A 21,880-nucleotide genomic window follows, 5' to 3' on the forward strand; every position below is an offset into this window, starting at 1 on the left:
GGAGAGGAAGCCGCCTTCCTCACCCGCTTCGCCCGCTCGGTGACCGTCGTCCACCGCCGCTCCACGCTGCGCGCCTCGCGGGTCACGCAGAACCGGGCCCTCGCAGTTGACGACGGCCCGCGTCGCGTCGACGAAGCCGACCTTCTGGTTCCTGTGCTGGAGGCAGAAAGCGTGCTCCCAGGCGTCGAAGACCAGGATCGGGACCGAGTTCCGCCGTCGCCCTGTCGCCGGCCGTCATCCCGTCCCGGGACGCCGTCCCGCCCGCCCGGTACCGGCCGTCAGTCCGTCTCCTGGGCGTGCGGGGCCGTCGCGGGCGGATGGGTCGGACGGTCCCGTCCGCCGTCACGGCCCGACACCGCCACGACGACCAGCCCGACGACAATGGCTCCGACCGCGACTCGCCCTGCCGCCCGCGCCCACCAGGCCGGACGGGTCGCGCCCCCGCCGGGAGGGCCCAGCCGTCCGGCCCGCCGGGCAGGCCTGAGCAGACGAAGCAACAGCAGTGCGGCGACCGGGAGTTGCAGCAGCCACAACACGGTGCGCGGCCACTCCCCGTACCAGACGTTGGTTCCGTACAGCAACGTGTGCCACACGCTCAGCACGTACACGACGATCACGAAACGGTGCAGCCGGCGCCAGGCGTTCGCTCCGATGCGGTGCCGGACGTAGAACAACAGCCCCAGCGGAATCGCCAGGTACAGGGCTCCCTGTCCGATCGGGATGGCGATCTTTCCGGTTCCGGAGTCGTACCAGCCCGGCACGAAGGTGTCCGCGAAGGCCACCCACAACCGCTCCGCCCACGCCACCTTCGTCTCGTAGCGCACGAGTTCGGCGGCGAACATCAGCGCGTGGGCGAACATCAGCGCCATCGTCGTCAGGCTCGTGGTGCGGTGCCAGCGCTCCAGCACCTGCCGGGAGACCGGCAGCCGGGCGGGGCGCGGCCCCGACAGCAGCAGACCGAGCGTGACCGTGCCCCAGGCCCACAGCAGTCCCGACCACCCGAACGCCTGGCTGAGCAAGTACATCCAGTAGGTGCCGGGGTCGTCCATGAACGGCATGACCGCGACCGTGTCCGACTCGCCCGACTCCATGCGCGCCCACAGGAACGCGAACACGAGCGCCGTGACCACCACCGCCGCGGTGGCATCGGGCAGGGCGGACCGCAGGTCGCCGCGCAGCGCGACGCGATCGCCGGGAGGCCGTCGCCGCCCGGGAAGGGCTGCCGCCCCGTCCTCGTCCGGCCTCGTGTCTGACGTCATCGGGGGCCTCCCGGGCACGGACCACCGCAGCAGCGGTGCGCAAGTGGCGTGAGGCAACAAGTCTGACTGAGGGGGCGGCGATCCCCGAGGCGGTATCCGGCCAGAGTCGCCGTGCGGCTCGGCACGGTCGGCGTCGTCCTGACCGCGGCATCGCTCGTGCGGTTCTCCGGCGGCATCGCCGGCGGGGCCCTCGCGGACCGGACCGGGCCGCGCGGCACGATGCTGCGGGCACTCGTCGTACGCACCGCCGGTTTCGCCGGGCTCCTGCCCGGCCCTGCGCCGGCTGCCCCTCGCGATCCGGGCACTGGTCGTGACGTGCTGCGGTGCCGCGCTCCACCTGCCCGCGAACAAGGTGTATTCGGGGCTTCGGCGGATTCGACGGGCACCCTTACGACGAGAACGCCGAGCGGCTCGTCCTTCGGGCTGTCCGCGAAGCGTGAGGGGCGCGGGCGTGCGGCCGGGTCCGCACGCCCTTTTGCCGTCGGCTCGGGGAAACGTAGGATCACCTGGTCATCGCCGCGACGGGAGACAGGAAGCCGGTGCGAATCCGGCACGGTCCCGCCACTGTGACCGGGGAGCGCCCCTCCGACATGCCACTGCGCACCGCGCGGGAAGGCGGAGGGAACGTCGATCCGGGAGTCAGGACACTGGTCCGTCGCGGGCCCGATCCGAGGAGCGCGGACTCCAGGAGGCTTCACGTGTCCCAGCTGTTCACCCCTGCCCGCACGCGCGGGTTCCTTCGTGCCACGGCCGCTGCCGTGGCTCTTTCGTCGGTACTGCCGGCCACCGGCTGCGGTGCGTCCGACGGGAGCGGCGGGGACGCGAAGGCCACCGCTCCCGTGACCGCGGGCTTCCCGGTCACCGTCGACAACTGCGGTGTGAAGACGACGTACGACAGGCCGCCGTCGCGGGTGGTCACCATCCACCAGCACCCGGCGGAACTCATGCTCGCCCTCGGCCTGAAGGACCACATGGCCGGCACGGCCTTCCCCGACTCCGCCGTCCTGCCCGAGCTGAAGGAGGACTACGAGGCGATCCCCGAACTGGCGCGGAAGGAACCGTCGTTCGAGACCGTCCTGGAGGCCGAGCCGGATCTCGTCTACGGCGGCTACGGCAGCGCCTTCGCCGAGAGTGAGGGCCGCTCCCGCGAGGCGTTCGCCGACGCCGGTATCGCCACCCACCTCAACCGCGAGTACTGCGGCAAGAAGCAGGTGACGATGGAGGACACCTACGACGAGATCCGCACCATCGGCACGATCTTCGGTGTCCCGGACCGGGCCGACAAGCTGGTCGCCGACCTCGAGGGCCGCGTCGGCAGGGCCGCCGCCGAGGTCGAGGGCGAGCCCGAACCATCCGTCTTCGTCTACGACAGCGGCGACAAGAGCGCCTTCACCGCGGGCGGCAAGAGCCTGGGCACCGAGCTGATCCGGCTGGCCGGCGGCGAGAACGTCTTCGCCGACCTCGACGACGTCTTCGGCGACGTCTCCTGGGAGCAGGTCGTCGAGCGCGGGCCGGAGGTCATCGCCGTCTACGACTACGCGGGCGCCGGAAGCGTGGAGGAGAAGAAGGAGTTCCTGCTCTCCCAGCCCGCGCTCGCCGACGTACCCGCCGTCAGGAACAAGCGGTTCGTCGTCCTGCCGCTGACCGCCACCCTGGTCGGCATCCGTTCGGCCTACGCGGTCGAGGACCTGGCCCGCGGGCTGCACCCCGAGAGCTTCCGGTGACCCGGGCCGCCACCGACACGTCCACCGAGCGGACGGTTCGACGGTGGAAGGGCGAGGAGGCAGGAGCGTGCCGTACACGGTTGGCCGTCACGCTGCTCGTGCTCACCGCCCTGCTCACGGTCTCCGCCACGGCGGGCCTCGCGATCGGCTCCGTCCGGGTGCCGCCCGGCCAGGTGTGGGGCATCGTGACGCACGCGCTGGGTGCCGACTGGCAGGAGCCGGACTGGTCGCGGGCCAGGGAGACCATCGTGGTGGACGTGCGGGCACCGCGGGTGCTGCTCGGTGCGGTCACCGGCGCCGGCCTGGCGGTGATCGGCACCGCGCTGCAGGCCCTGGTGCGCAACCCCCTCGCCGAGCCCTACCTGCTCGGTGTCTCCTCCGGTGCGTCCCTCGGCGCGGTCTCCGTGATCGTGTTCGGGGTGACCCTCTTCGGGCCGGTCTCCCTGTCGGTGGCCGCCTTCGTGGGCGCCCTGGGCGCGCTCCTGCTCGTGTACGCCACCGCGCGCACCGGCGGACGCATCACCTCATCTCGGCTGGTGCTGTCCGGGGTGGCGATCGCGGCGGTGCTCACCGCGGTCCTCGATCTGCTGCTGCTCACCACCGACCGGGGCAACGAGGCCCGCGCGGTGCTCGCCTGGACCCTCGGCGGCCTCGGCGGCGTCAACTGGGGCACGCTGTGGCTGCCGAGCACGGCCCTGCTGCTCGGTGTCGGCGTCCTCATGGCGCAGGCCCGCAACCTGAACCTGCTGCTGGCCGGCGAGGAGGCGGCGACCACGATGGGGCTGGACGTGGCCCGCTTCCGCGCCCGGCTGTTCGTGCTGGTCTCCCTCGTCACGGGCGTACTGGTCGCGGCGGCCGGACCGATCGGCTTCGTCGGCCTGATGATGCCCCACATCGTGCGCCTGTTCGTCGGCGGCGACCACCGCCGGGTCCTGCCGACGGCGGCACTCGGCGGAGCGGTCTTCCTCATCTGGGCCGACATCGCCGCCCGGACGATCGCCGCGCCCATGGAAGTACCCGTCGGCGTCCTCACGGCCCTGTGCGGCGGGCCGTTCTTCCTGTGGCTGATGCGCCGGGACGCCCGGCGCGGCACCGACCGAGGAGTGGCATGACCGCGGCCGAGCTGAGCGTCGACGGCGTCACGCTCACCGCCGGAGCCCGCCACCTGGTGCGCGACGTCTCCCTGACCGCCCGACCGGGCGAGACGATCGGGCTCGTCGGGCCCAACGGCAGCGGCAAGTCCAGCCTCCTGCGCACCGTTTACCGGGTCCTGCGCCCGGACACCGGTCGGGTGCGCGTCGACGGAGACGACGCCTGGTCACTGCCGGTGCGGCAACTGGCCCGCACCGTGGCGGCGGTGGTCCAGGACTCGGCAGCCGACTTCGACCTCGCCGTCCGCGAGGTCGTCGCCATGGGTCGCACCCCGCACAAACGGCTCCTCGCCGGTGACACCCCCGAGGACGCGGAACTCATCGACTCCGCACTCCTGGCGGTCGACGCCGTCCACCTGGCCGACCGCCCCTTCGACCGGCTCTCGGGTGGCGAGCGCCAGCGCGTCCTGATCGCGCGCGCCCTGGCCCAGCAGCCCACCCTCCTGGTCCTCGACGAACCCACCAACCACCTCGACATCCGGCACCAACTGTCCGTGCTCGGCACCCTGCGCCGCCTGCCCGCGACCGTGCTGCTCGCCCTGCACGACCTCAACCTGGCCGCCTACTACTGCGACCGCCTCTACGTCCTGCACGACGGTGAGGTCACCGCGAGCGGGCCACCCGCAGAGATACTCACCCCTCAGCTCCTGGCCGAGGTCTACGGAGTGGCCGCGGAAGTCGCCGCCCATCCGCGCACGGGCGCCCCGCAGGTGACGTTCCTCCCCGAAGAGCCACGCAGCTGAAGGGCTCCACCCGATATCGTCCTGTGTCCATACGCGCCACCGGGGACGAAACGGGGAGCGTGACCGACGCCTCCAGGGCATCAGGGTCCCCAGAAGACGTGGGGCTCTGTGGGAGCGAATGGCGTGCCTCGGCCGGCCGCGAAGAGTTCCGGGTCGCATGTCGCGCACCGGTCGTGGGAGTCGTGTCGTCGCCGCGTCCTTGTTCCGGGTACTCGTGAGAGGGGAACCCGAGTGCGACGGTGCCCACGACGGACACTCGAACCCACCTCCTCGGCAGCCCCTGCCCGGCCGCCCCTGCAAGGCTTCTCGTCGAACGCCGCTGTCACAGGGATCACATGCGCACGGCAGGCCGTTCATCTGCCCAACGGCGTCCCGGAACCACTGTCCGCCTCCGGGCTCACCAGCGGCATGGGTCATCAGGCCCTGCAGAGGGCCGGACAGACCCCGGGGCGTGTGCGTGCTGGTGGCAGGCATCCGGTGGGCCGTCCGGGCACGGCTGGATGTGGGTCGCGGGGCGCAGGCCGAGCATGGCTCCCGACGAGACCACCGGCTCGCGCAGGACACCACCGCGTAGCCGGGGCAGTCCGGTTACACGATCTCCAGAACGTCCCGTACCGGGCGGCGGGGCGTGGCCGGTCCCCTCGGGCCATACCCGAGGCGCAACACCATCTGCACCTGGCCCGTGCCCGACGCGGGGTCGCGGGCCAGCAGGCGCAGCGCGCGGTCCTCCAGCGCGTGCGACGTCAGGGAGGTGGCCAGGTCGGCCAGGGTCGCCTCCAGCAGGACACGCTCCAGCGCCTGCCCTGCGCTCAGCCAGTCGGCCGGCCCGTCATCAGGGGTGCTCAGCAGGGCCAGGTGCGGGTTGTGCTCGAACGTGGTGGTTCCGCGGTCCGCGACACGCCGGCGCCCGGCGAAGTCCCGCACGGGGGCCTTGCCGTCCCGCTTGCGTGGGCCGAACGCGTACTCGGGAACGCCGTCGACGGCCGTGTCCGCCTCCAGTCCGAGCCGGGTCCAGCGGACCAGGTCCTCGCTCGTCTCCGGGTCCAGGGTGTCCCGGCTCTCGGCGTCGTGGATCAGGTCGAGCACGGTCTCGGCGTGCCAGGATCCGGGGAAGAGGAGCGCTGCCCCTTCCAGCTCGGCGGCGTCCCGCAGGGTGGCCCGCACGTTCTCGGGGATGTCCTTCTCGGCGAAGGGATGGCGGCTGGTGTGCCGCCGGCGGATCGCCGGGTGCAACCGCACCAGCTCCTCGTCCCGCTGGCGCCCCACCTCGTCGGCCAGATGAACGGCAGCGAGCAGGAGCGGGTCCTGCGGGTCGGGCAGCAGCCGGACCTCCGGGAGAAGGTCCGCGTGCGCGGCGGTGACGCGCAGGTTCATCAGCGCGGCGCCGCAGCCGAGGTGGAGGGCACGGCCGCGGGGGTCGGTATGCGGTACGGCACGCTGGGGATCCGAGCGCACATGAAGGGTTCGGCTGCCGAGGAAGCAGCGGAACCGCCACGGCTGCGCGTTGTGCAGAGACGGTGCAGCTGTGGCGTCGTGGACCAAGGCAGTCACCGTCTCCCTGGTGAGCGGTTGCGCCGACACCGCGTCCTCCACTCCGGAACTCCCCCGGGCTCCTGGGCAAGCCCGCCTCCGGGCCCTTACACCTCCAGGCTGCCACCGCCGCACGCCCGGACGTACATGGGCCGACCGGCCCGAGCCGACAAGCCGATGGTCCCGATCGGTGGCGGACCAGGCCGACAGGGCCGAGCGGTCCCTCACCGCCCAGGGCCGAAGGCTCCGGCCCGGTCCGAAGCCGGTGGTTGGTGATCGACCCGGGCTGTCGACGACAGGCCCGTCGGCGTATGCTCCGCCGCTCGGGACATCAGCGGCCGAAAGCGGGCGGGGAGCGTCCCCGACGCCCGGTCGGATCGCTCCGTCCAGGGCGCTTCAGGGTGGTTCAGCTCACCCGCCCGTCATGTTCCGTTCGTTCAGAGCGCCCGCAGGCCGTGTTCCCGGAACTGCTCGCACACCCGTTCCGTCAGCTCCGGATCCGGTGCGGGTGTGTCGTGCAGGGGGAAGGGGATGCCCGGTGCGTCGTACTCGTGGGCACCGAGTTTGTGGAACGGCAGGACGTCCACCCGGTCGATGTTGCCCAGGCCGGCGAGGAAGCCCCCGAGGCCGTCGACGGCGGCCGGGGCGTCGGTCCAGCCGGGCACCAGGACGTAGCGGATCCACACCGGGACGCCGAGCCGGTCCAGGCGGGTGGCGAAGTTCAGCGTCGGGGCGAGGTCGCCGCCGGTCAGCTTCCGGTAGGCCCGGACGCCGAAGGACTTGACGTCCAGCAGGACCAGGTCGGTGTCGGCGAGCAGTGCGTCGCTCGCGCGGGCGCCGAGGAAGCCGGAGGTGTCCAGGGCGGTGTGCAGACCGAGCTCCTTGCAGCGGCGGAGGACCGCGGCCGTGAACGCGGGCTGCAGCAGGTCCTCGCCGCCGGTGAGGGTCACTCCCGGTCGTGGAAGGTGGACTCCATCGGGCCGACCGTCACACCGCTGAGGAAGCCCTTCGTCGGCGAGCCGCCGTCGAACCAGCCCTTGCCGGACTGCGTGGCGCAGCCGAAGCCGAACGTCTTGTCGAGGAACGCCCAGCCGAACGGCCTTCTCCGTCCGGGCCCGGTCGGCATCGGCCGACTGGCCCGGAACCAGTCGGCGACTTCTGACAGGTCGGTGCCGTGGGTTCGGATCCAGCCGTGGTGGCGCAGCCGGGCGTCCTCCATGCGCCGCCGTGCGGCCGCGGCACGCACCGCACGACCCGGGCATGTCGGAGGTGCATGCGGATCCGTGTCTCCCCGCCGTCCCGGTCCACCGGGCACCCGACAGGGCCGACCGGGCCGTCCCGGAAGCGCGGTGCCCGTCATCAGGTCGTCGGCACCAGCACCACAGGACAGTGGGAGTGGTGCAGCAGGACGTGCGCGACCGGGCCGACCGGTGGACCGACCCGGCCCGCGCGCCGGCGCCTGCCGATGACCACGAGCCGACAAGGCGCGGGCCGGTCCGGTGCGGCTGCCGGGGGCGGGGCCGATGGAACCCGTCGGCCCGCCGAGCGGCCCGTCCCATCGGGACGAAAGGGTTCGGGCAGACCCCGCCCAGCCGGACGAGGGGCCCCTGGGGGAGGGGCGATGAGACGTTCAAGCGGTGAGGTCCACCCCGTACAGGGTGCGTCCGCCGATGAGCTCACGCCCGGTGACCAGTCCCGGCTCGATGCGGACGAAGACCTCCTGCGGCGCGGGCACCCAGGAGACCGGGCCGGTGCGGGCCAGGCGTTCGTGCTCGGCGGGGTCGGTCACCACCGTGGCCGAGCCGGTGACGACGACGCTCCAGCCGGAGTGCCGGGCCGCGTCGACGTCGTCCGCCTCGAAGGCGACCACCACACCGTCGATCGCGCGGACCAGACCCGACGTCGCGGAGGTTCGCAGCAGGACCGCGTCATCGTCGTCGAGACCGAAGTTGACCGGCAGCACGGCGGGCAGGGCCTGACGCGTGAAGACGATGCGGCCGACGGACACCTTGGTCATCAGCCACAGACACTCCTGCCGCCCGAGTTCGCGGAAACCGTCGTTGGGATACATCGTCCAGCCTGTCCTTCGCCTGGTACTGCGGTGTTGCGTCCTGTCCAGCCTGAGCCGCGTGAGACGCGGAAGGAGGGGACCATCGGTCCCTGCCCTGCCGGAGAACGACCCGTGTCACACCCCGATCGATCCCCTGTCGGGCCCGGCCTTCCGGGGAGGTGCCGGTACAGGCTGTCGGTGCGGCCCCCCTCGTTGTCGTACCGGCCGAAGACCTTGACCAGGTCGCCGTGAGTCCGGGTGAGCGGGGCGTCCAGGACGCAGGAGGCAGGGTCACCGACCACGTCCCGCGAGACGATCGGTGCGTCGGACACCCTCGGCACGTCCTCCGGCGGTCCCTCGGCGGCCTCGCGGTCGGCGGCGTTGGTCTCCTCCGCGCTCACCGCCCGGTCGAGGACCACGGTCAGGCCGGTCGGCGAGCCGTCCTCGACCGGTACGCGCACGGCGCTGCCGTCCGGCGTGCCCGCAGACTCCGGCAGGACCGGGCCGACAGCGCGGGCGACGCCGGTGGTGGGGGACGGGTGCGTCGCCGGCCGGCGGACCGCACCCTCTATCGGCCTTCGGACCGCGTCCGGTCGCGTGCCTGGGTGGCGATGACGGCGGCCTGGACGCGGCGCTCCACGCCGAGCTTGGCGAGCAGCCGGGAGATGTGGTTCTTGACCGTCTTCTCGGCCAGATACAGCCGCTGACCGATCTGCCGGTTGGTCAGCCCCTCGCCGATCAGGTCCAGGATCTCGCGTTCCCGGTCGGTCAGGCCCGGCAGCACCTCCGGCTCCTCGGCCGGCTGCTGTCCGCCCCGCAGCCGGGCCATCAGCCTGGCCGTGGCGCTGGCGTCCAGCAGCGACTGGCCGCGGGCCACCGTCCGCACGGCCGAGACCAGGTCCGAGCCCCGGATCTGCTTCAGCACGTACCCCGCCGCGCCCGCCATGATCGAGTCCAGCAGCGCCTCCTCGTCGTCGAAGGAGGTCAGCATCAGGCAGGCCAGATCCGGCATCTGCGACCGCAGCTCACGGCAGACGGTCACTCCGTCCCCGTCGGGCAGGCGCACGTCGAGGACGGCCACGTCGGGGCGCAGGGCGGGGACCCGGACCAGTGCCTGCTCCACCGTCGCCGCTTCTCCGACCACCGTGATGTCCGGTTCGTCGTTCAGCAGGTCGTGCACTCCTCGCCGTACCACCTCGTGGTCGTCCAGGAGGAAGACCTTGATCGGGCTTCCCGTGCTGTCGTCCTGCTCGCGGTGCGCCATCGCATGCTCCTCGTGATGCCTCGGTCTCCTCATCTTTCCAGGACGGCCGAAGTCCGGGGCCGGTCCGCCCCGCTCCCGGCCGCGTCAGTGGGCCGCGAGGCCGCGTCCGCGGAACTGGCCCCGTACCCGGTCCACGAGCGCCGTGTCGGGGACCGGTGTGTCCCGCAGGGGGAAGGGAACGCCCAGCGCGTCGTACTTGTGGGCGCCGAGCTTGTGGAACGGCAGGATGTCGATCCGCTCGACGCTGCCGAGGCCGGAGAGGAACCCGGCGAGTCCCTCGACGGCGTCCTCGTCGTCGGTCCAGCCGGGCCGGCGTGCCGGTCGAATTCCACCCGCACCCCGGCGCCCCAGCAGTGTCCTCACTCGGACCGGTCCGCCGCCGCACCGGTGTCCCGGGCCGCCCTCTCCTGTTCGCCGACGATGCGATCGGTCAGGTTGATGACGCTCAGGAAGAGGTAGAAGACCCACTCCAGGTAGAGGCCCGGGTCGTACGCGGTCCGCTGATCGGCCTTCTGGTGCCGGATGCCGAAATTGTTGGCGATGTGGAAGAGCATCCCCGCGTCCTTGGTGAGCAGCTTCTCGGACACCAGGCCGCGACGGCGCTCCAGTATTCCGGCCAGGGCGATGACGGCGTGCCGCCGGTCCAGATCCGTGGCCCCACGGGCGCGGAACCGCTCGACGGCGTGGGAGAGTTCCCGCGCGTCCGCGACGTTGACCGAAGGGCCGGTCAGCGTGCCGTCGACGAGTTCCCGCAGACCGGGCGGAACGACCGGCTGGAGTCTGCCGTTCTCCGCGAGCTCGAGCCCCATGTCGCTTCTCCCGAGCACCGCGTTGATCCTCACCCGGTAGACCTGCAGTCCGCGCTCCGCGTCGAAGCCGTTGAAGTGGGTACCGCAGTCCGCGTAGTCATGCAGGTACGACGAGGTCGGCCGGCGCACGTGATCGGCCAGGAACTCCACCACGTCCGCCAGGTCGTTCAGCGAGTAGGACACGTGGCAGGCCGTGATCGGCCAGAGTCCGGAACGGCCCAGCACCTGGTGCACCCTGCCGGCCGGATCGGCACCCAACTCGCCTTCCATGAAGAGGTCCACGCAGTCCTGGCCGAACGCCCACACCAGATAACCCAGCCTCTGGAGCTCCGCCACGACGTCCGCCACCGCCGCCGCGGTCTCCCTCAGCCCCAGCGGACGGACCTGAGCATCGGCGCTCCGCCGCGTCCAGTAGGCCGGGCGGGACGGTCGCTGCGGCACGGCGACAACGGCTTCACGCAGGTCGCGTAACCACTCCACCTGCGCGTCGGGGGAGACAGCCTCGTCGCCCCATGTGCCGCCGGCGCACACGGCCGTCCATTCCCGGCGCACCGCTTCGCTCCCGAAGACCTCCTGCAGGAAGAGCGTGACCTCCTGCACCCACGGATCCGGAGTCCTTGACGGTGCGGTCCCGTGCGCCGTCCCCTCGATCAGCCTGGTCAGTTCCACCACGACCAGATCTTCCGGCCAGCGCAGCAGGAGATCACCGGTTCCGAAAAGGCGAGGCATCACTGTTCTCAGCTCCTTTCAAAGCGTCCGGGGGCGGCGCCGCCAGCCGCCCCCGGACGAGGTCACAACAGGCGCAACGCCATATCGACGACGCGTACGACCACATCCAGCACCCGCAGCCACATCGGCAGGAAGTCCGTACCCGGTGGCTGCCCGGTATCAGCCGTGGCGTGGCGTGCCCTGCGGGCACCGTCGTTGATCGCGTCACCCTGCGCGCTGCCCGCGACCACCGTGGCGGCGTCCGGCCGGGCCGTGCGACGGCGCTTGTTCTTGCTCATGGCAGTTCTCCGTTTCCGCCGGACCCTTTCCGGCTGTCGTCCACACTGGGTGGGGGAAACGGGGAACGCGACGCGATACCGGGCCCGGATCGGGGAACGCGCCCGGGAATCACAGCCGCGGCCGAACCACGCTACGTCTGCCCGGTGGAAGGTCCGCCCGTCAACCGCAGTCGGATCTGCGCCGGGTTGGCCTCGCTCTGCTCCACCCTCCACACGGAGCCGGCGACCGCTTGACGGCACAGGTCGAGGGTCTTGTGACCGAGCGACGTGTATCCGTCGGCGACGACGCGGAGGCCCGCGCACACCACCTGGATGGTGAGCCCTTCCTTCATGGCCGCGTCCCGTAGCTGCTGCCGCTCGGACGCGAGGTCCAGCACCGAGCGCAGGGCCTTCACCACGGATGCCTCATCGGTGGGCGGGATCGGGGGAAGGACCTGAGCGGCCTGCTGCAGGGCTTTCGTCAGCGACGGCGTGGAGCCGGCGTCATTGCCGGTCCCGGCACCCGTGCCGTTCTGTATCTCGCGCCGGACAGTGCCTGCGGCGGCCCCCGGTTTCAACACGATGCGGTCGGGTTCGACGAACTGGTACTCCGGCCCGGCCAGTTGCTGCACCAGCTTCGTCAACGACACACCGTAGGCACTGGCGACGAAGCCGGGCTGCAGCGCGCGCAGGATGCCCGCGAACTCGTGCACCTGCACCTCCTCCTTGTGGGTCGCGCGGATGCTCGCGACCGCCTGGTGCATGAGGGGGCGAAGGCCTTCCCGGTCCAGAGCGAGGACAATCACATGGTCCACGGCCTGGACGTCCTGAGCTTCTCCCGCCACGCAGCCGATCAACGCCCTTCCGGCCCGGTGCAGGGAGTCGGCGACGGACAGCGGCACCCCCCGGTCCGCGACGACGGCGACCGTACGCAGCTCCTCCCGGCCGGCCGTGGCCTCGACGATTTCCGCCGTCAGCACATTGGCCCTGTTCAGCAGCGCTCCCTCCGGCACGTGCCGGATGACGAATCCGTACCGTCCGAAGTCCTCGGCGATGTTCCTCGCGCGGGGGTTCGAACAGTCGGCTACGACGAGCCGGTCGGCGATGCCGAACGACATGCACTGTTCCTCGGCCGCAGCCGCGATCCGGTCCAGTACGACGGAGGCATTCCGCTCGTGCGCCCGGACGCCCAGAAGGTAATGGGCGTCCACGAAGACTCCCAGGTCGAACCGGCCCATCAGTTCTCCCCCCGAATCATCGGCTCGGCGTCCTGGTCGTCCGGGGGCGGTGCCACCTGGAGTCCGGCGACCAACCGGGTGAGTTCACTGCGGCCCAGCATGGGAGGAGCGGCCGTCAGCAGTCTCAGCAGCCGGTGCCCGACCGTGCGCATCCCGTCGTCCGGCCCGGTCGACGCGGGCGACGAGGAGAACCACTCGTCCGTCGCTTCTTCGAAACCCTCCCAGTCCTCCTCGTCCTCGGCTCCGTTCCATTCCGCCCGTTGGCCGAGGATGTCGTCGATGGCGGAGCCGGCTTCCGCCGGAGAGGCCACGGGATCGTCGATCAGCCCGTCCGCGTGGGCCAGTTGCATGATGCGGCCCAATGTCTCCAGAAGGATGACCGGCTGCACCACCACCGGATTTCTGGTGGAGTCCGGGAAGGCCAGCCGCACACCCGACGTGACGCCTCCGCACGCCACCACGACGTCCGCGTATCCCCTCGCCTCCACCAACTGCCGCACCCCGAAGTCCTCCGTGTGCACGGCGACCGTGCACCTCAGCCGGGGGTCCAGTGGCGAGGACACGATGAGCGGGTCGGGCGGATCCAGCCGGACCTCGAGTCCGAAGGCCGACAGCAGGGCGGCGACGTTCTGGGGTGCGCCGTCGGCGTTGTCGCGGGACAAGTCGTCCAGTACGTCCGAGAACAGGTGGTTGCTGTATCCGGGGACTCGGAACTTGCCGAACCCGGGGGGCAGCCGCAGACCACGTCTGCGGCTCCGTTCCCCGTTGTCCAGCATGTTCCTGATCTCGGCCCGTTCCTTCTCGCTCAGGAAGAACTCGCGGATCGCCTCTGCCTGGTGTTCGTTCTGCGGCTTCCTGCGAGGCGGGCTCAGAAAGCGGTCGACGACGTCGCCCAGGTGATCGATGCCCTTGGCGGTGACCGCCGGCAGATGGGGAACGAGCCGCACGATGCGCTCGCGGTGCGTGGTCGGCAGGGACAGTCTCACCAGTGGGCCGAGAACGCTCGGCACACCCAGTTCCACAGCCTCGCCCATCGCCTCGAAGTGGCGGAAGAGCGTTCCTTGGGGTCGTACCCCGGACAACTCGCGGGCGGCGTCGAAGAGATAGCTTGCGTTCTCTCCCAAGTTCCGCACGTCGGCGGCGTGCACAGCCACCATGCGGGGCCCCTTGGTCCGGACAGTGGTGACCCGGGTGTTGCTCTCGACGGCTGCCGCGATCTTGCTGAGCGGGCAGCCCGTCATCCAGAGCAGCATCACGCACGCACGCAACAGAGCCGTGACGGCGTCCAGCTCCGGGTTCTCGGCGGGTCCCGTCAACAGGCGCCGCAGCTGATCGGCCACCACTCCCTTGCCGATCAGGTCACGTCCGTCGAGGTACTTCACGAAGTCGCTTTCGGACAGATAACCGGCCCTCTTCCTGCGCTCGTCGGGGTCCGAAGCGCCCAGGGCGGCCGTCAGCATCAGCACGCGCCGGCACTGTTCCCGCTCGCGCTCGTCGTCCCCCGTGGCCGGGACGACGGAAAGCCAGCTCATGGTGTCCCTGACGTGCTGTGAGCGCGCGGCGATCCACAGCAGGGTCAGGTCCCCGGCTCCGAATCCCGCTTCGGACACGAGTTGTTGCACGACCTCGGCGTCGGCGAAGGGCAGTCCGGAGGTGCTGACCGCCCGGCCCAGGCCGGTGACCACCCAGTATGCGGACTCCGTGGCACCGGGCGGGCCTTGGGCGGGCCCGATCAGCCGGTTGTCCCGCAGCATGCCCACGACGGCCGTCCGGTCGGGCGACGCGGCCCCGTTGACGGCGCCCAGCGAGGCCCTGTACAGCGCCTCGAGCCGGGTACTGAGAGCCTCCTCGGTGAACGGCATCCGCTGCTGGACCGCCCAGTGCAGCAGTTCGGCGGCGAACCAGCGGTCGTCCACCTGCGAGGTGATCGTCGCGCCTTCCGAGGTGTAGTCGACGTAGTGCTTGTACACGGCGGGTACGTCGGACAGCGCACGCAGCGCACGGTCGACCTCGGGCTCGCCCTCGTACGTAGCCTTGACATGGCTCGCCAGGCCGAGCAGGTCCGTCTCCTGAAAGTCGACGGCGCTCTTCATCAGGCGGGCATGGGGGATCACCAGATAGCCGTAACCGCGAGGGCTCGGTCCGGTGCCGAGGCCGAGACGGCCCGCGCGACCGAGCCGCTGTGCCACCGTGTCCCGGTTGAGGACCTGGCTCGTGCGCCCGCCGGTGGGCGTGGTCAGTGAGCCGACCACCACCGCGTCGGCCGGCAGATTGATACCGAGTTTCAGAGTGTCGGTGGCGAACAGGAGGCGTATCAGGCCGTCCCGGAACGCCTTCTCCACGACGCTGCGCAGCCCTTGTTCCAGCCGGGCGGAGTGATAGCCGACGCCCGTGCGCACCGACTTCTCGACCGAATCCCGCACCGTGGTCTGCGGAAACCTGAAGAAGGCCCGGTGACGTTCACGCACGTCCTTCTCGTCGAGAGTGCCGAAGCGGCCGGCGAAGGGACTGGCCGCCGGATCCACCGGCCCCATGTCCGGATCACGGCTGAGCAACGCCTGTGCCACTTCGGCGAGTTCCTGGGCGTGCTGCCGGGAACCCACGAAGCAGAGCACGCTGCGGACGTCACGTCGGTCGTCCTTCAGCAGCTTCACGGCCACGGCCAGCGCTCGCTCATAGGCACGCGCACGGTCGAGCTGTGCACGAAGCACGGGGTCTGCCCGCCACTGCTGCAGTACGGCACCGAGGTTCTCGGAGTGCTCCTCGAGTTGACCGTTCTCGGCCTGCTGCTCCCAGACCTGCCGGTCGTCGCGGACAATGACGTTGAGGGGGACCGGTCGCCTCGTCACCCGTACGACAGCGTCCGCGCCGATCTCCAGCCAGGCCCGCACATGTTCGGCCGCCGCGGGGGTCAGAGTCGCCGACAGGCCCAGGATCGGCATCTGGTAGGACGCGCGGATGGCGGTCAACAGCATCTCCAGCCGGGGCCCACGGTCCGGATCCGCCAGGTTCTGCAGCTCATCGACGACGATGAGGTCGCAGCCGTCCAAGGTCATACCGCCGGCCATCAGGCCGGCCAGCTTCTCCGGGATGATGACGGCGACATCGAACTCGCCCCGGACGATGGCCTCGTCGTAGTGCGGATAGTCACGGGAGCCCGGCACGATGCGCCAATGCTCGAATTCCGTGCGCTCGAGGAATTCCTTCCACTCGTCGACGGCCTGACTGACCAGGGCCTTGGTCGGCATCAGCACGATGGCCCGGCCGTGGCGTCGGCGTGCCCGGGTGATCGCGTGGCACACGGCGATCCGGCCGATACGGCTCTTGCCACTCGACGTGGGCCCCAGCAGGAGCATCGACTGCTGCTTCGCGATGCATTCGAGGAGTCGGGGCAGCGCCTCGGCCATCAGGTCCGTCTGACCCTGTTCGTTGATGCCGAGGTTCTCCAGTACGGCCGGCGGGTACTGGGCGCGTTTCTCCGCGAGTTCCCTGGACGCGTTGCCGACCTTCTCGGCGATCGAGGTCGGAAGCAGCCGCGACAGCAGCTCGGTCCCTTCCGACACCCTGTCCCGCACGTAGGGGCTCAGTATGTCGTCCAGCCGCTCCGTGATGAGACGCAACCCGGGCGCCGCGAGCGGGGGAAAGGCGCCGGGATCGGCCAGCCCCTCCGCCCACATCCGCTCCTTGATCGTCCGTTCGGGCTGGCGCCACGTATGTCCCCTGCGGATGGCCGCCTGCCATTTGCGGGCCGCCTCTCTCCAGGACCGGCGGGCCTCGATCGCCCAGTACCAGGCATAGATCGCCTCGAGCGAGTTGTCCCGCGCCCGAGTCGGCCCGTCCGCCGGCAGCACGGTGTCCGTCTCGTCGTACAGTTTGGTCAGAACCGGCCGGATCACGGAGTCGAGCAGAAACCTGCCCCGTTCCCTGGGGGACGGCTCCAGGAGGTGCGGCGAGATCAGGTCCTGGTAGATCCTCAAGTGGGGGTCACCGAGGATCTCGTACACGTCCTCGTCCTGGCCCCAGTGCTCGGCGGCCACGTTCATCAGCTGCGCATAACAGCTCCAACGGCGCACCCACTCGGCCTCACCGTCGTACCGGTCCCGAGCCGAGCTGGAGGAACCCTCGCCTCTTCCCAACGGGATCGCCGCCCAGTCGGCATTCAGGTACCACGCTTCGTCGCTCACTGGCCCCCCGATCACGCAACGCACCCAGCACCCCGCGCACGGCGACAGTCCTCCCGTCGCGCCCATTGTCAGCGTTGCACAACTTGCTCATCACCGCCCTAACTTCGCGAGAGGTCATATGTGGCACGCTCCTCTCCCCCTCTCGCCCGCGCCACTCGCGGCCGAGGCGTATGGGCGTTTCCGCGGCGGAGGCCGATCGGCGGCAGCACGCCCCGTCCGTGCCACCGAGCCTCCGGAGGGTGCGGGAGAGCCCTCATTTTGTCTAGACCTCTTGTCCTGCCCGTGAGCCGCGGGCTACGTTTCCCACTGCTCGGAGTCTTCACGTTTCTTTCAATTCCCTTGCTGGGCAAGGCTGGAAGGGGCATGTCCGCATGCAGGACCGGAGTCCGTCCAGACGAACCGTTCTCGCCTCCGCGACCGTGGTCGCCGCGAGCGCGACGTGTGTCATGGGTGTGACGGCCACCCCCGCGGCCGCGCACAAACGCGACAGCCGACTCAAGAAGATCATCTCCAGGATGAGCATCGAGGCGAAGGTCGGCCAACTGTTCGTGCCGTACTTCTACGGTACGTCGGCGACTTCCCCCAGCCAGTTCGACCAGGACCGCAACCTCAGGGAACTCGGCGTCCGCACCGTGGCCGAGCTGATCGCCAAGTACCACATCGGCGGTGTCATCTGCTTCTCCGGCTGGGCGAACAACATCCAGGACCCCCGCCAGATCGCGGACCTGACGAACGGCGTGCAGCGGGCCTCGCTCGCCCTGCCCACCCCCGTCCCGTCCCTGATCTCCATCGACCAGGAGCACGGGGCCAACGTCCGCATCGGCAGCGGCGCCACCCAGCTGCCGGGCGCGATGGCGCTCGGCGCGGGCCGCTCGCTCTCCGACGCGCGCACCGCCGGACGGATATCGGGCACCGAACTCGCCGCCCTGGGCATCCACCAGAACTTCGCCCCGGTCGCCGACGTCAACGTCAATCCGGCCAACCCCGTCATCAACGTCCGCTCCTTCGGCGCCGACGCCCGCGAGGTCGGTCGCATGGTGGCGGCCCAGGTGACGGGATATCAGCAGGCCGGCGTCGTGGCCTGTGCCAAGCACTTCCCGGGCCACGGGGACACCGGGGAGGACAGCCACACCGGGCTGCCCGTGATCACCCACACCCGTGAGGAGTGGGAGCGCGTCGACGCCCCGCCCTTCAGGGCCGCGATCGCCGCCGGCGTCGACTCGATCATGACCGCGCACCTCCAGGTCCCCGCGCTCGACCCCGGCAACGAGCCGGCCACCCTGTCGCCCAGGATCCTCCAGGGCGTGCTGCGCGACGAACTCGGTTTCGACGGCGTGATCGTCACCGACGCCCTCAACATGCGGGGTGTGCGCACCAAGTACGGCGACGACCGCGTGCCCGTCCTCGCCCTCAAGGCCGGCGCCGACCAACTGCTGTTCCCGCCGGACATCGACGTCGCCTACCACGGCGTCCTGGCCGCCGTCCGCAGCGGAGAGATCACCGAGGGCCGGCTCGACGAGTCGGTCCTGCGCATCCTGCGGGTCAAGGACAAGGCCGGTCTGCTCAGCGGCAGCCCCTACGTCTCCCCGAGGGAGGTCGACCGGGTCGTCGGCGCCCGCGGGCACCGGCTCGCCGCCGCCCGGATCGCCGAGCGGACCACCACCCTGCTGGTCAACAAGGACGAGGCGCTCCCGCTGCGCCGCGGGCAGAAGAAGCTGCTCGTGGTCGGCGCCGGCCCGGCCTTCCCGACCGACGACACCCGCACCACGGTGCCCGAACTGGCCAAGGCGTTCGACGAGCTGGGCTACAGCACCACCCACCTCGCCACCGGCCGGGCGCCCGACGCGGCGAAGATCGACGAGGCCGTGGCCGCCGCACGGGGACGGGACGCGGTGGTGGTCACCACCGACAACGTCGGCGCCACCAGCGCCCAGCGCACCCTGGTGTCCCGGCTGCTCGCGACGGGCGTCCCCGTCGTCCACCTCGCGGTGCGCAACCCCTACGACATCGCCCACCTCGGCGACGTCCCGGCCTCGCTGGTCTCCTACTGCTGGACCGAGGTCGAACTGCGCGCCGCCGCCCGGGTGATCGCCGGCCGGGTCGGGCCGCGCGGCAAACTGCCCGTACCCGTCCAGCGGGCCGACGACCCGGCCGAGGTCCTCTTCCGCTCCGGGCACGGCCTGTCGTACGCCGGCTGACGGCCTCGTCCCCGCACAGCTTTCCGCCCCGGTGCTCCCTGAAGGGGGAGCACCGGGTGTCCACGGCCATGACGGGTGCGACGCCCATCGGCGTAGGTGACGGTGGCACGGAGGCGGCCGACGAGATTCTGGCCGAAGTCGAGCAGGTACCGGCCGTCGGTCCTACGGGTGACGGTGGTCGGCGTGGTGCGGGCCGCGGCCTGCGGCCTCCTGACCTTCGTCAGTACCGACGGCTGCCCAAAGTAATTAGCCTTGCCGTCGTGAAAGGATCAGTCACCGTCCCCACCCCTGTCCGGCCCGGCACTCCCCCCTCCGGACAGAAGCGGCCCGCGAGACGCGCGCTGGTCCCCTCCCTGCTCATCTGGACCGGTCTCAACGTCCCGGCCCTCCTGCTGTCCTCGGGTTTCCCGGCGGGCCTGAACCGATGGTGGCAGATCCTGATCGGGGCCGTGGTCACCGGTGCCGCCGTCGCGCTGCACCGGCGGCAGCCCCTGGCCTCGTTCGTGCTGTGCCTGGCCCTGTGGTGGGCCCTCGGCACGCTGGACAACGACCTCGGGTCCACGGTTCTCTCCCCGTATCTGCCCGCCGTCTTCGTCATCAGCTTCACGGTGGGACGGCTCCCGGTGCCCACCACATCGGTGCTGATGGCCGTCGGCGGCACGATCGTCGTCGGCTCGGTGCTCGCGGTCGTGGTCCATCTGTCCCTGCCGGTGTGGTTCCTCCTGCTGACCGTGCTGATCTTCGCCTGTCTGCTGCCGTGGCTGACGGGCCGCTACTGGCAGCAGCGGCACGAACTCCAGCTCGCCGGCTGGGAACACGCCCGCCAGATGGAGTTGCAGCAGCGCATCCTGATCGACCAGGCCCGGCTGCGGGAGCGGACCCGGATCGCCGAGGACATGCACGACTCACTGGGTCACGAACTCAGCCTGATCGCCCTGCGCGCCGGGGCGCTCCAGGTCGCTCCCGGCGTGGACGAAACCTTCCGGAACGCGGCCGGTGAGCTGCGGGAGAGCACCGCGCGGGCGATGGAGCACCTGCGCGAGATCATCGGCGTCCTGCGCGAGGACGACACGGACTCCCCGCTGGATCCCTCGCAGTCCGGCATCGGCACGCTGATCGAGCGGACCCGGGCGTCCGGCGTGCAGGTGACCCTGGAACCCGTGGGTGAGCCGGAGCCGTTGCCCGCCATGACGGACAAGGCACTTTACCGGGTGGTGCAGGAGTCACTGACCAACGCGATCAAGCACGCCCCCGGTGCGCCGGTCACCGTGCGTCTGGAGTACTGGCCGACCGGGGTCATGGTGACGGTGCGCAACGCTCCGCCGCGGAAGCCGCCGGCGGACGACCGGCCCAGCGGGCGGCGCGGGCTGATCGGGCTCCAGGAGCGGGCGAGACTGGCGGGCGGACGGCTGCACGCCGCCCCGCTGCCGGACGGTGGTTTCGAGGTGACGGCCCGGCTGCCCCGGGTGCCCGAGGCGATCGGACCCGACGAGGATCCCGCGTGGCTGTCACCGGACGTCCGGGCGACGGAGGGCGGTCTCGCCGACGCCACCACGCACGTGCGCCGGCGCTTCATCACCGCGGTGGCGCTGCCGTTCGGCCTGTTCGTCCTGCTCGTCGTCGGGATGATCGGCTACTACGCGTACCTGTCCGCGTCCACCACGCTGTCCGAGGAGGACTTCGCCGGACTCCGGGTCGGGCAGCACACGGCCGACGTCAACCGCGTCGTCCCGGACAACGACATGAACGATCCTCCGTCCGAGGAACTGTCCGTCCCGTCCGGCGCGTCCTGCAGTTACTACCGTTCCAGTGATGCGCTCTTCGTCCGTGTCGACGTCTACCGGCTCTGTTTCGCCCACGGGCGCCTCGTGTCCAAAGATGTCATCACCGCCGAGTCCCGGGCCCCCGTGGACAACGACTGACCCCCTCACCCCTACCGTGCGTTCACAGAGGAGCAGACCATCACTCCCATCACCCTTGTCCTGGCCGACGACGAAGCAATGATCCGCGCGGGAGTGAAGGCCATCCTGGCCACCGATCCCGAGATCGACGTGGTCGCCGAGGCGGCCAACGGGCGCGAGGCCATCGCCCTGGCGCTGGAGCACCGGCCCGACGTGGTGCTCATGGACATCCGTATGCCCGTCATGGACGGGCTCGCCGCCACGGCCGAGATCAAGCGGCAGGTGCCGCAGACGTCGGTGCTCGTGCTGACCACCTTCTCCGAGGAGTCGTACGTGGCCCGTGCGCTGGGCGACGGCGCCAGTGGCTTCATGCTCAAGTCCGGCGATCCGCGGGAGCTGCTGACCGGCGTGCACGCCGCGGCGGCCGGCGCCTCCTACCTGTCGGCGAAGGTCGCCGAGGGGGTCATCGCCGAGCTCAGCCGCGGCTCCGGACGCCAGGCCGAGTCGCGCAGCGCCGCCGCTCAGAAGCGCGTGAGCACGCTGACCGAGCGGGAACAGGAAGTGCTCGCGCTGGTGGGCAGCGGCCTGTCCAACGCCGACATCGGCAAGCGGCTCCATGTCGTGGAGGGCACCGTCAAGAGCTACGTCAGCGCCATCTTCACCGCGTTGGGCGTGCGCAACCGGGTGCAGGCCGCGATCATCGCGTACGAGGCCGGGCTCGTGACCGACCGGGACGCATGACACGCGTCTTGCCCCGGGCACCGGCGTGCCCGGGGCAAGACCCGGCAGGAGAACGACGAAAACCGGGGCGCCGACCACCGCGACGGGGGATTCCCGGTGGTT

Annotated in this window: 15 protein-coding genes, 6 pseudogenes and 1 riboswitch; of the genes and pseudogenes, 7 read left to right on the forward strand and 14 right to left on the reverse strand. The window is 70.9% G+C overall.

The window, feature by feature from the left end; genetic code table 11:
* Positions 1-3 precede the first annotated feature (3 nt).
* A pseudogene (locus ACFXAE_RS05590) lies at positions 4-111 on the forward strand (NAD-binding protein); the annotation flags it as partial.
* On the opposite strand, the pseudogene ACFXAE_RS05595 reads toward ACFXAE_RS05590, so the two are convergent.
* Both ACFXAE_RS05595 and ACFXAE_RS05600 read right to left on the reverse strand, forming a co-directional pair.
* Positions 106-213: pseudogene (locus ACFXAE_RS05595) on the reverse strand (Fe-Mn family superoxide dismutase); the annotation flags it as partial. The pseudogenes ACFXAE_RS05590 and ACFXAE_RS05595 sit on opposite strands and share 6 nt — an antisense overlap.
* Before the next feature lie 65 nt (positions 214-278).
* Positions 279-1,259, reverse strand: a complete 981-nt coding sequence (locus ACFXAE_RS05600) for a ferric reductase-like transmembrane domain-containing protein (RefSeq protein ID WP_384708414.1) — start codon at positions 1,257-1,259, stop codon at positions 279-281.
* 528 nt (positions 1,260-1,787) lie between these two features.
* Positions 1,788-1,909, forward strand: a riboswitch (cobalamin riboswitch).
* A gap of 48 nt (positions 1,910-1,957) precedes the next feature.
* Here ACFXAE_RS05600 and ACFXAE_RS05605 point away from each other — a divergent pair.
* The 3 genes from ACFXAE_RS05605 to ACFXAE_RS05615 are packed head-to-tail and all read left to right on the forward strand — an operon-like array spanning position 1,958 to position 4,877.
* Positions 1,958-2,983, forward strand: coding sequence for an ABC transporter substrate-binding protein (locus tag ACFXAE_RS05605; protein WP_384708417.1), 1,026 nt, complete (start codon positions 1,958-1,960; stop codon positions 2,981-2,983).
* On the forward strand, positions 2,980-4,095 hold the full coding sequence (locus tag ACFXAE_RS05610) for a FecCD family ABC transporter permease (protein WP_384708420.1): 1,116 nt from the start codon (positions 2,980-2,982) through the stop codon (positions 4,093-4,095). The genes ACFXAE_RS05605 and ACFXAE_RS05610 overlap by 4 nt, the downstream gene beginning before the upstream one ends.
* Positions 4,092-4,877, forward strand: coding sequence for an ABC transporter ATP-binding protein (locus tag ACFXAE_RS05615; protein ID WP_384708423.1), 786 nt, complete (start codon positions 4,092-4,094; stop codon positions 4,875-4,877). Before ACFXAE_RS05610 ends, ACFXAE_RS05615 begins: the two co-directional genes overlap by 4 nt.
* 588 nt (positions 4,878-5,465) lie before the next feature.
* Here ACFXAE_RS05615 and ACFXAE_RS05620 read toward each other — a convergent pair.
* The 12 genes and pseudogenes from ACFXAE_RS05620 to ACFXAE_RS05675 form a co-directional block, all read right to left on the reverse strand.
* Positions 5,466-6,458, reverse strand: a complete 993-nt coding sequence (locus tag ACFXAE_RS05620) for an Acg family FMN-binding oxidoreductase (protein ID WP_384708426.1) — start codon at positions 6,456-6,458, stop codon at positions 5,466-5,468.
* 386 nt (positions 6,459-6,844) lie between these two features.
* A pseudogene (locus ACFXAE_RS05625) lies at positions 6,845-7,360 on the reverse strand (radical SAM protein); the annotation flags it as partial.
* Positions 7,361-7,365: 5 nt separating this feature from the next.
* Positions 7,366-7,626 (reverse strand): annotated as a pseudogene (locus ACFXAE_RS05630) (hypothetical protein); the annotation flags it as partial.
* 140 nt (positions 7,627-7,766) lie between these two features.
* On the reverse strand, positions 7,767-8,087 hold the full coding sequence (locus tag ACFXAE_RS05635; RefSeq protein WP_384708429.1) for a universal stress protein: 321 nt from the start codon (positions 8,085-8,087) through the stop codon (positions 7,767-7,769).
* Positions 8,038-8,478 (reverse strand): pyridoxamine 5'-phosphate oxidase family protein, encoded by a 441-nt coding sequence (locus ACFXAE_RS05640; protein WP_384708432.1) that lies wholly within the window; start codon positions 8,476-8,478, stop codon positions 8,038-8,040. The genes ACFXAE_RS05635 and ACFXAE_RS05640 overlap by 50 nt, the downstream gene beginning before the upstream one ends.
* A gap of 167 nt (positions 8,479-8,645) precedes the next feature.
* Positions 8,646-8,987: pseudogene (locus ACFXAE_RS05645) on the reverse strand (type I glyceraldehyde-3-phosphate dehydrogenase); the annotation flags it as partial.
* Between the two features lie 38 nt (positions 8,988-9,025).
* Positions 9,026-9,721, reverse strand: a complete 696-nt coding sequence (locus ACFXAE_RS05650) for a response regulator (protein ID WP_384708435.1) — start codon at positions 9,719-9,721, stop codon at positions 9,026-9,028.
* An 84-nt stretch (positions 9,722-9,805) separates the two neighbouring features.
* Positions 9,806-10,048 (reverse strand): annotated as a pseudogene (locus tag ACFXAE_RS05655) (pyruvate formate-lyase 1-activating enzyme); the annotation flags it as partial.
* Between the two features lie 32 nt (positions 10,049-10,080).
* Entirely contained in the window at positions 10,081-11,259 is a 1,179-nt protein-coding gene (locus ACFXAE_RS05660; RefSeq protein WP_384708438.1) for a hypothetical protein, read from the reverse strand.
* Positions 11,260-11,321: 62 nt separating this feature from the next.
* The gene (locus ACFXAE_RS05665) at positions 11,322-11,537 is read right to left on the reverse strand and encodes a hypothetical protein (protein WP_384708440.1); all 216 of its coding nucleotides are present in this window, start codon (positions 11,535-11,537) and stop codon (positions 11,322-11,324) included.
* A 131-nt stretch (positions 11,538-11,668) separates the two neighbouring features.
* Complete coding sequence (locus ACFXAE_RS05670; protein ID WP_384708443.1) at positions 11,669-12,754, reverse strand: hypothetical protein; 1,086 nt, start codon at positions 12,752-12,754, stop codon at positions 11,669-11,671.
* Positions 12,754-16,938, reverse strand: a complete 4,185-nt coding sequence (locus tag ACFXAE_RS05675) for a DEAD/DEAH box helicase (RefSeq protein ID WP_384708446.1) — start codon at positions 16,936-16,938, stop codon at positions 12,754-12,756. The genes ACFXAE_RS05670 and ACFXAE_RS05675 overlap by 1 nt, the downstream gene beginning before the upstream one ends.
* Before the next feature lie 371 nt (positions 16,939-17,309).
* Here ACFXAE_RS05675 and ACFXAE_RS05680 point away from each other — a divergent pair, with 371 nt between their 5' ends.
* The 3 genes from ACFXAE_RS05680 (at position 17,310) to ACFXAE_RS05690 (ending at position 21,778) form a co-directional block, all read left to right on the forward strand.
* Positions 17,310-19,136: a glycoside hydrolase family 3 protein gene (locus ACFXAE_RS05680; protein ID WP_384708449.1), complete on the forward strand. Its 1,827-nt coding sequence runs from the start codon at positions 17,310-17,312 to the stop codon at positions 19,134-19,136.
* Positions 19,137-19,396: 260 nt separating this feature from the next.
* The gene (locus ACFXAE_RS05685) at positions 19,397-21,058 is read left to right on the forward strand and encodes a sensor histidine kinase (RefSeq protein WP_384708452.1); all 1,662 of its coding nucleotides are present in this window, start codon (positions 19,397-19,399) and stop codon (positions 21,056-21,058) included.
* A 78-nt stretch (positions 21,059-21,136) separates the two neighbouring features.
* Positions 21,137-21,778 carry a response regulator gene (locus ACFXAE_RS05690; protein ID WP_384708455.1) on the forward strand — a complete coding sequence of 214 codons (642 nt, stop codon included), beginning with the start codon at positions 21,137-21,139 and terminating at the stop codon, positions 21,776-21,778.
* The last annotated feature ends 102 nt before the right edge of the window (positions 21,779-21,880 follow it).

Origin of the sequence: Streptomyces sp. NPDC059454, from assembly GCF_042749965.1 — a bacterium.
Taxonomy (GTDB): Bacteria; Actinomycetota; Actinomycetes; order Streptomycetales; family Streptomycetaceae; genus Streptomyces.

What these genes read in the sequence shown, in the direction of transcription:
- ACFXAE_RS05600 (WP_384708414.1), bottom strand. Translation starts at nt 1,259, where the DNA reads ATGACGTCAGACACGAGGCCGGACGAGGACGGGGCGGCAGCCCTTCCC.
- ACFXAE_RS05615 (WP_384708423.1), top strand. Translation starts at nt 4,092, where the DNA reads ATGACCGCGGCCGAGCTGAGCGTCGACGGCGTCACGCTCACCGCCGGA.
- ACFXAE_RS05640 (WP_384708432.1), bottom strand. Translation starts at nt 8,478, where the DNA reads ATGTATCCCAACGACGGTTTCCGCGAACTCGGGCGGCAGGAGTGTCTG.
- ACFXAE_RS05650 (WP_384708435.1), bottom strand. Translation starts at nt 9,721, where the DNA reads ATGGCGCACCGCGAGCAGGACGACAGCACGGGAAGCCCGATCAAGGTC.
- ACFXAE_RS05660 (WP_384708438.1), bottom strand. Translation starts at nt 11,259, where the DNA reads ATGCCTCGCCTTTTCGGAACCGGTGATCTCCTGCTGCGCTGGCCGGAA.
- ACFXAE_RS05665 (WP_384708440.1), bottom strand. Translation starts at nt 11,537, where the DNA reads ATGAGCAAGAACAAGCGCCGTCGCACGGCCCGGCCGGACGCCGCCACG.
- ACFXAE_RS05670 (WP_384708443.1), bottom strand. Translation starts at nt 12,754, where the DNA reads ATGGGCCGGTTCGACCTGGGAGTCTTCGTGGACGCCCATTACCTTCTG.
- ACFXAE_RS05680 (WP_384708449.1), top strand. Translation starts at nt 17,310, where the DNA reads ATGCAGGACCGGAGTCCGTCCAGACGAACCGTTCTCGCCTCCGCGACC.
- ACFXAE_RS05690 (WP_384708455.1), top strand. Translation starts at nt 21,137, where the DNA reads ATGATCCGCGCGGGAGTGAAGGCCATCCTGGCCACCGATCCCGAGATC.